The organism is Exiguobacterium sp. SH3S1, from assembly GCF_004337105.1.
GTDB classification, from domain to species: Bacteria; Bacillota; Bacilli; order Exiguobacteriales; family Exiguobacteriaceae; genus Exiguobacterium; species Exiguobacterium aurantiacum_A.
The window spans coordinates 36602-43853 of record NZ_SJUW01000016.1; the positions used below are offsets into that span (position 1 = coordinate 36602).

Genomic DNA, 7252 nt, shown 5'->3' on the forward strand with positions numbered 1-7252 from the left:
TGTTCCAAAAAAACCCTTTCTTTGTTTCGTGTTCAAATAATCGGGGAATTTTATGGATATACGATTCCCTTATCGTCATTATTCGAAAATGTGTATTTCCAATAGTAAGCAGTTGACTGCAATTGGAAAGTTTAGTATGCTTTTTGCTATAGCCACATTGTCGAATTTTGACGATTCATGTCACCACGAGATTTCGACATCATTGGAGGAGGAAATACAAAATGAAATCTACAGGTATTGTACGGAAAGTTGACGAGCTCGGGCGCGTCGTTATTCCAATTGAATTGCGCCGGACACTCGGTATCGCTGAAAAAGATGCACTCGAAATTTACGTCGACAACGAACAAATCATCTTGAAAAAATACAAACCGAACATGACATGCCAAGTGACAGGCGAAGTATCTGACGACAACTTCAAGTTGGCTGACGGAAAACTCATCCTTTCACCTGAAGGCGCACAGCGCGTTCTCGTCGAGTTGAAAAACATGCTCGAGAACTACTACAGCGAAGAGTAAGCAAGGGAATCCTTGCTTACTCTTTTTTGTCGACTTGATGATACGCATCGTAGACTTCGCTTCGTGCCAAGCCACGCTCTTTCGCGACTTGCTTAATGGCCGCGTTCGGTTTGAGTCCGTCTTCGATGTACCGATCGACATGCTCTAAAGGCGACAGCGTTTCCCACCAGTCGCTCGTCGGTGCAGACTCTGTAGAGCCGCTCACCATGACGACGAATTCACCACGCACCTCACCCTCGCACCAAGCGAGCGCCTCTTCAACCGTGCCTCTTAAAAACTCTTCGAACGTTTTCGTCAACTCTCGACCGAGCACGATTTCGCGATTACCGAGTACGTCCTTCACCCCGGTCAACATCTCTTTCAACCGATGCGGCGCCTCATAAAAGATGAGCGTGCCCGGTTCATATTGAAGGGAAGCCAACACTTCGGTCCGCTCTTTCTTTTTACGAGGTAAAAAACCATAGTATAAGAACCGTTCTGTCGCGAGGCCAGATGCGACGAGTGCTGTGAGTGCCGCGTTCGCACCCGGCAAGACGACGACCGGTAGCTTCGCCTCGATCGCGAGTCGGACGAGGTCACTCCCCGGATCTGAAATACCAGGCATGCCCGCATCCGATACGACGGCGACGGACTTACCGTTTTGAATGTCTTCGATTAAACGGGGTCCGCTCACTTGCTTATTGTGCTCATGATAGCTGACCAATTTCGTCTCGATCTCGAAATGACGACATAGTTTCATCGTTTGCCGCGTGTCTTCGGCCGCAATCAAATCGACTTCACGCATGATGCGGACGGCCCGGTACGTCATGTCCTCTAAGTTGCCGATCGGTGTCGGTACGACATAAAGCGTCGGCCCCTCAGTTTGATAACTTTTCTGTGAATTCATTGGTCGTCCCCTCCATCAGCTGCTGTTTTTGAGCGCGGGTCAATTGTTTGATCGACCATTCATACCGCATCGCTTCCTGTTTCGTCTCGAACGACTTGACGTATCGAAGACTGACCGGGAGACGCGCCCTCGTATATTTCGCACCTTTACCGGCGTTGTGTACAGTGACCCGTTTTTCGATATCGGTCGTGTAACCGGTGTAGTAGGTTTGGTCACTGCATTCGAGAATATACGCATAATAGTTACGCATCGAGGATGTCTCGCATCGTTTTCGTATACGTATCATCTTCCTCATAAACGATAAACGGAGGTAAGATCGTGAGTCCTGGTTTTCCATCTTTAGACCCCTCTATAAGTAATGTGTTCGCATCTCGTCCTGCCTTCGGATAGACGAGCTGCATCCGCTTCGGCTCAATGCGGTATGCCCGCATGAGCGTGACGATATCGAGCAGCCGTTCGGGCCGATGGACGAACGCGACTTTCCCGCCTGGCTTCACAAGCTGACTTGCCGAACGAATGCAATCTTCAAGCGTACAGAGTACTTCATGACGAGCAATCGTATGGTGCTCATTTTGATTGCGAAGCGACGTCTCATTGGCCAGGAAGTAAGGTGGGTTACACGTCACAACATCATAACGGGCATGGCCGAGACTGGAGGCGGCCGTTTTCACATCTCCTTCGATGATGTGAAGCCGCTCTTCGAGACCGTTCACCTCAATGCTGCGATTCGCCATGTCGACGAGCCGGGGCTGAATCTCGACGCCCGTCACCGTCCCTTTCGTCCGATAAGATAAAAAGAGCGGGATTGCGCCGGTGCCAGCGCATAAATCGACCAACTTTCCTTGTTGAATCGGTACCCAAACGAATTCGGCGAGTAGCACCGCATCCAATGAGAATGAAAAGACATCATCACTTTGGATGATTTTACCAGGGCGTCCAAGCAAATCGTCAAGGCGCTCCCCTTGTTTTACAGTCACGCTGTTTCCCTCCTATATAACAACAGAGGCGACGGACAGAGATTTCCTCCGTCTATCGCCCCCGATTAATGCTTATTTAACATCGACATACAGAAGAGGCAATCGCCATCTTTTCTGACTTGTCCGTAGTGCAAGTTGCAAATATGGAACCCTTCCTGATAGAGCGCCGCCAAGTTGTTCTGTCCTTTTCCGGACAAAGCGATTTGCGGATCGCCATCAGGGGTTTCGACTTCTGCAAGCTGCTCAACCTTTTCACGCAGGTGATGGTTCTCGAGATACATATGTTGGTTTTCTTCAAGCAAATAGGCGAGTTGTTCTTTGAGCACGCTTAAATGCTCCGTCAACACGTACATCTGTTGCTCGATGGCATCGACCCGCATCATAACTTCTTTTTTATCCATTCTCTCCACTGCTCAGCACCCCATCACTGTTTCAACGGTTTTCGTTTGACCGCACCGACTTCGACGAGTTCATCGATCGTATACGTCACAACACGAGTCCGGTCATTCAATTCGACTTGAATCAACTGATCCAAGATGTTGAGACCGACGACACGTCCGTCACCTTCTGGAATTTTGATTCGCTTCCCGACGTCTGGCAAGTCTCGTTTCAATTCTTCATACGTATCGTTCTCATATTTGAGACAACACATGAGACGACCGCATACACCGGAGATCTTGTTAGGGTTCAAGGAAAGGTTTTGATCCTTGGCCATCTTGATAGACACCGGTTCGAACTCGCCTAAGAACGAGGAACAACACAGCACTCGACCACAAGGACCGATTCCACTGAGTAGCTTCGCTTCATCCCGCACCCCGATTTGTCGGAGTTCGATCCGTGTCCGGAACACGCTCGCTAAGTCTTTAACAAGCTCGCGAAAATCAACGCGCCCCTCAGCCGTGAAATAAAAAATAACTTTATTACGATCAAATGTATACTCAACATCTACTAATTTCATCTCAAGTCGATGTTCGCGAATTTTTTCTTCACAGACGGCGTGAGCGTCAACAGCTGCCAATTGGTTGTCTTGAACGATTTCGGCATCTTTTTGATCGGCGACACGAAGGATCGTTTTCAACGGCAAGACGACTTCGTCTTCACCTAGTTGTTTACCAACTTGGACGATTTCACCGTATTCGATTCCTCGCACCGTCTCGACGATGACATGGTCTCCACGTTCAAGCGTTGCTTCGCCTGGTGAAAAGTAATAGATTTTTCCCGCTTCTTTAAAACGGACTCCAACTACTTCAAGCACGCTCTCCTATCCCTTCTGCAAATCGAACGTTAACCGTTCGAACGTTAATTGAGGATTGACGTTTGCCTCGAGCCGTCGAATCGCTTCATGAACGAATTCGATGGCATGGACGATTTTGTGTACCGGACGATCATTCACGAAAGCCGTATATAACGACTGCTCTTTCGTGAACAGTTCCGGGACATAATCGGTTCGAACTTTGAAGTGGAGAGCTTCCTCCAACCAACTTTCGAACAGTTCGAGGCCGACTCGGAGTTCATTGCGCCCTTTGAAGTGACCGAGCCACTTCTCTTGGGCGAACAAAAGCAACTCTTGCGGCCGTTTTGTCAATACTTCAACTAATTGTACCACTAGCCCGTACGCCTGTACAAACCAGTCGTTGTGAAGTGCCTCGCGCGCATCGTCCCATTTCGGATAAACGGTCAGGGCAAGACGTGCCAAATCGTTCGTGCATTGCATCTCTTCTGCCAGTTTTTCAGCAAGGCGGACCCGGTCAATGGGGCGAAATACTAAGTGTTGAGCCCGTGAACGAATCGTCGGGAGAAGCAGTTGAGGTTGCGTCGTCACCAAAATGGCGAGTTTGCCGACACCGGGTTCCTCAAAAAACTTTAATAAACTGTTCGCTGCTTGCGTCGTCATCTTATGCGCTTGATGGATCACATAGACTTGACGATCGCCCTCGGCTCCCCGTAACGACAGGTCGCTCAATAGCTGCTGGATTTGTTCTTTTTTGATACTGGCCCCGTCCGGTTCAACTTCCATGTAGTCGACGATATTGCCAGAATCCATCCGTTTGCAGTTTCGGCAAACGCCACAAGGTTCAGCCCCGCTAGGCATCCCACAAAAAAGTGCCTTGGCAAATAATTGGGCCGTTTCAATCAGATAAGGTTCATAGTCACCCGAAAAAATGTAGGCGTGCCCGATTTTTTGAGCGGCAATCGAATTCTCAATCACTTTTGCTACGACTTTCTGTGATTCAGTCAACTCTTGGAATCGCATATGTGTGACCATTCCCATTAAAACTGATGAAATCCTTCAATCGGCAAGACGAAAATAGTCGCTCCGCCAACTTGGACTTCAACAGGATACGGAATGTATGAATCGGCATGTCCACCCATAGGCGAGATTGGCGTAATCATTTGATCGCGGCTTGAGCAGTTCGATTTGATCAAACCTAGCAAATCGTCAAGGCGTTCTTTCGGGACACCGATCATGAACGTCGTATTGCCTTCCTTCAAAAAACCTCCGGTCGTAGCCAATTTCGTCGCTCGAAAATCTTCTTCAATTAAAGCGTCTGACAAACGCGCGCTGTCTTTATCGTGTACGATTGCGATTACCATTTTCATAATTCGTTCACTCCTCTTTCGTGTAGTCGTTCTATCGTGATATCGAACACTTCATCTTGGATGATTTCAATCGTCTGGCTTGCGTCGATTCGGACCATTCGGCCAGGATTTTGTTGAAGTAACGTCAAGAAACCTTCATAGACGCGTTGATGAAACGCCTCGTCCCGACTCTCGATTCGATCTAACTGCCCGCGTTCTTTCATGCGATGACTCGACTGCTCTGGACTTAGGTCGAATAAGAAAGTCAAATCGGGTGTGACCCCAGCTGTCGCCCACTTATTGAGCGATACGACTTGCTCTAAGTCATACTGAAGACCATACCCTTGGTACGCGATGGATGCATCGACAAACCGGTCACAAACAACGATGGCACCCCGGTCGATGGCCGGACGAATCACCTGATCCACGTTTTGTGCACGAGACGCTGCATACAGCATCATTTCGGTGCGTGGTGTCATTTCGTCATGTTCTGGAGACAATAACACTTCCCGGATGCTATTCCCGACTTTCGTTCCTCCTGGCTCTCGTGTCATAACAACCTCATACCCTTTTTTAGTCAAGGCGTTAGCCAGCAATTGCAACTGCGTCGTCTTTCCAGACCCGTCTGGACCTTCGACAGTGATGAACATACCTTTCACTTTTAAAACTCCTCTACGATAACATCAATTTGTTTTATCATAACATGTCTGTTCGCCTGGAGGTTCCGTCCCAACGAAATCCACTCTTTTAACACACGAATTTTCTCATCCGTCACGGTCTCACCTTTTAAAATCCAAGGAATTCCTGGCGGATAAGGGATAATCGTCTCAGCTGCAACGAGTCCGATCGCTTCATCGAACGGAAGGCGCACGACGTGTGTATCTTCTTTTATAAGATGAAGGCGCGAAACAGGCTCCGTCATCGGAAACGGATAAATTGTTTCATCCTCGTCAATGAGTGGGACATGCTGAGAAGCATTTTTAATCAGCTTCACCCAATGATGGATCTCTTGCGTTTTTAATTCCCGGAACGGCAGACAGAATAACACATGGTCCTCGGCTGCAAGTTCAATATCAATTCCAATCGAAGATAGATGTCTACTAAAGATCAAACCGTTCTTCGGATAAGTCAGCACTGTCATTTTTGTGAAATCATCGCCCACTTTTATTGTGAAACCGGCACGTCTCATTTCCATAATAAAAGCTAAATGACTCGTTTGAATCAGTGACCAATCTCGGTCACTCAAATTTTCGAGATAAGCTCGAGCATGATCAAGCGACGCCATGATCAAGTAAGACGGGCTAGACGTTTGGAAGGAAGAGAGCGCATGAAATAAACGCGATTCATTAATATCTTCCTTATAGTGGATCCAGGCCCCCATCGTGAATGCCGGAAGTGTCTTATGGGCGGACTGGACGACAGCGCTCGCACCTTCAAAAATCGCTGAGCGGTTTGGAAGATTCGGATGAATCAAGTGTGCCCCATGCGCCTCGTCTACGAGTAAAGGAATCGTTAACGTCTGCAGAAAACGACTGATTGCCCGTACATCTGCCATATCCCCATAGTAAGTCGGGGACGTAAGCAGTAACGCTTTTCCTCCGGGATATTGCGTAACCGCCGCTTCGACGGTACGAAGGGACACGACTGTCGGCAGACCACTGCCCCGTTCTAGTTCAGGAGTCAATAAAATCGGCTCTAAGCCCAACCATTCAATTGCGTTCCAAACTGATTTATGTGAGTTTCGCTGGACGTATACCCGCTCACCTCGTTTGACTGTCGCAGCTAACATGCTCCAGTTGCCAACGGTCGATCCGTTGACTAACCACTTACTCTTACTTTGATACAGGGTCCCAAGAGCCTCTTCACCTTGCTGGATAATCCCTTCAGCGTGATGAAGGTCATCCAGATGTGCAAGTTCGGTTAAATCATACGGCATGATTTTATTAAATGCTGTCGGGAGGCTATCATCTGTCACGGTCCCGTTATGATGACCTGGCACATGAAACGACACACGTCCTTCCCGAACGTGCTGTTCAAGCATTTCCATAAACGTGAATGGATTATTTTTAGGCTTTCGAGTCATGTGGAAATCCTCCTTATCCGACACCGTACGCATAAATTATACAAAAAGAGACGACCAAGCAGATGCTTGGTCGTCCTTCATATGGCCTGGCAACGTCCTATCCTCACAGGGGGAGACCCCCAACTACTTTCGGCGCTGAAGCGCTTAACTTCCGTGTTCGGCATGGGAACGGGTGTGGCCGCTTCGCTATCGCCACCAGACAAGGGAATGT

The 7252-nt window shown here is 48.4% G+C and carries 10 protein-coding genes and 1 rRNA gene; 1 reads left to right on the top strand and 10 read right to left on the bottom strand.

The window, feature by feature from the left end:
• The first annotated feature begins 221 nt into the window (after positions 1–221).
• Entirely contained in the window at positions 222–515 is a 294-nt protein-coding gene (locus tag EVJ26_RS13275) for a transition state genes transcriptional regulator AbrB (protein WP_070329391.1), read from the top strand.
• Between the two features lie 16 nt (positions 516–531).
• Here the strand turns inward: EVJ26_RS13275 and rsmI are convergent, their stop codons facing one another.
• The 10 genes from rsmI to rrf all read right to left on the bottom strand — a co-directional run bounded on the left by rsmI (position 532) and on the right by rrf (position 7241).
• Entirely contained in the window at positions 532–1401 is an 870-nt protein-coding gene (gene rsmI, locus EVJ26_RS13280; protein ID WP_131458680.1) for a 16S rRNA (cytidine(1402)-2'-O)-methyltransferase, read from the bottom strand.
• Entirely contained in the window at positions 1373–1651 is a 279-nt protein-coding gene (locus EVJ26_RS13285) for a GIY-YIG nuclease family protein (RefSeq protein WP_016510809.1), read from the bottom strand. The genes rsmI and EVJ26_RS13285 overlap by 29 nt, the downstream gene beginning before the upstream one ends.
• Positions 1644–2378, bottom strand: a complete 735-nt coding sequence (locus EVJ26_RS13290; RefSeq protein ID WP_070329393.1) for a tRNA1(Val) (adenine(37)-N6)-methyltransferase — start codon at positions 2376–2378, stop codon at positions 1644–1646. Before EVJ26_RS13290 ends, EVJ26_RS13285 begins: the two co-directional genes overlap by 8 nt.
• A 65-nt stretch (positions 2379–2443) precedes the next feature.
• Entirely contained in the window at positions 2444–2779 is a 336-nt protein-coding gene (gene yabA, locus EVJ26_RS13295) for a DNA replication initiation control protein YabA (protein ID WP_016510808.1), read from the bottom strand.
• A gap of 23 nt (positions 2780–2802) precedes the next feature.
• Positions 2803–3633, bottom strand: coding sequence for a PSP1 domain-containing protein (locus EVJ26_RS13300; RefSeq protein WP_131458679.1), 831 nt, complete (start codon positions 3631–3633; stop codon positions 2803–2805).
• Between the two features lie 6 nt (positions 3634–3639).
• Positions 3640–4650 carry a DNA polymerase III subunit delta' gene (locus EVJ26_RS13305; protein WP_131458678.1) on the bottom strand — a complete coding sequence of 337 codons (1011 nt, stop codon included), beginning with the start codon at positions 4648–4650 and terminating at the stop codon, positions 3640–3642.
• Positions 4650–4979 carry a cyclic-di-AMP receptor gene (locus tag EVJ26_RS13310; protein ID WP_070329395.1) on the bottom strand — a complete coding sequence of 110 codons (330 nt, stop codon included), beginning with the start codon at positions 4977–4979 and terminating at the stop codon, positions 4650–4652. The genes EVJ26_RS13305 and EVJ26_RS13310 overlap by 1 nt, the downstream gene beginning before the upstream one ends.
• Complete coding sequence (gene tmk, locus EVJ26_RS13315; protein WP_070329396.1) at positions 4976–5617, bottom strand: dTMP kinase; 642 nt, start codon at positions 5615–5617, stop codon at positions 4976–4978. Before tmk ends, EVJ26_RS13310 begins: the two co-directional genes overlap by 4 nt.
• 2 nt (positions 5618–5619) lie before the next feature.
• Positions 5620–7041, bottom strand: coding sequence for an aminotransferase class I/II-fold pyridoxal phosphate-dependent enzyme (locus tag EVJ26_RS13320; RefSeq protein ID WP_236634156.1), 1422 nt, complete (start codon positions 7039–7041; stop codon positions 5620–5622).
• 84 nt (positions 7042–7125) lie between these two features.
• Positions 7126–7241, bottom strand: a 5S ribosomal RNA gene (gene rrf, locus EVJ26_RS13325).
• Between the last annotated feature and the right edge of the window lie 11 nt (positions 7242–7252).

Bases quoted from the DNA above. Each gene is read 5' to 3' on its own strand.
- EVJ26_RS13320 (WP_236634156.1), bottom strand. From the start codon at position 7,041: ATGACTCGAAAGCCTAAAAATAATCCATTCACGTTTATGGAAATGCTT.
- rsmI (WP_131458680.1), bottom strand. From the start codon at position 1,401: ATGAATTCACAGAAAAGTTATCAAACTGAGGGGCCGACGCTTTATGTC.
- EVJ26_RS13305 (WP_131458678.1), bottom strand. From the start codon at position 4,650: ATGGGAATGGTCACACATATGCGATTCCAAGAGTTGACTGAATCACAG.
- EVJ26_RS13310 (WP_070329395.1), bottom strand. From the start codon at position 4,979: ATGAAAATGGTAATCGCAATCGTACACGATAAAGACAGCGCGCGTTTG.
- EVJ26_RS13285 (WP_016510809.1), bottom strand. From the start codon at position 1,651: ATGCGTAACTATTATGCGTATATTCTCGAATGCAGTGACCAAACCTAC.
- yabA (WP_016510808.1), bottom strand. From the start codon at position 2,779: ATGGATAAAAAAGAAGTTATGATGCGGGTCGATGCCATCGAGCAACAG.
- EVJ26_RS13275 (WP_070329391.1), top strand. From the start codon at position 222: ATGAAATCTACAGGTATTGTACGGAAAGTTGACGAGCTCGGGCGCGTC.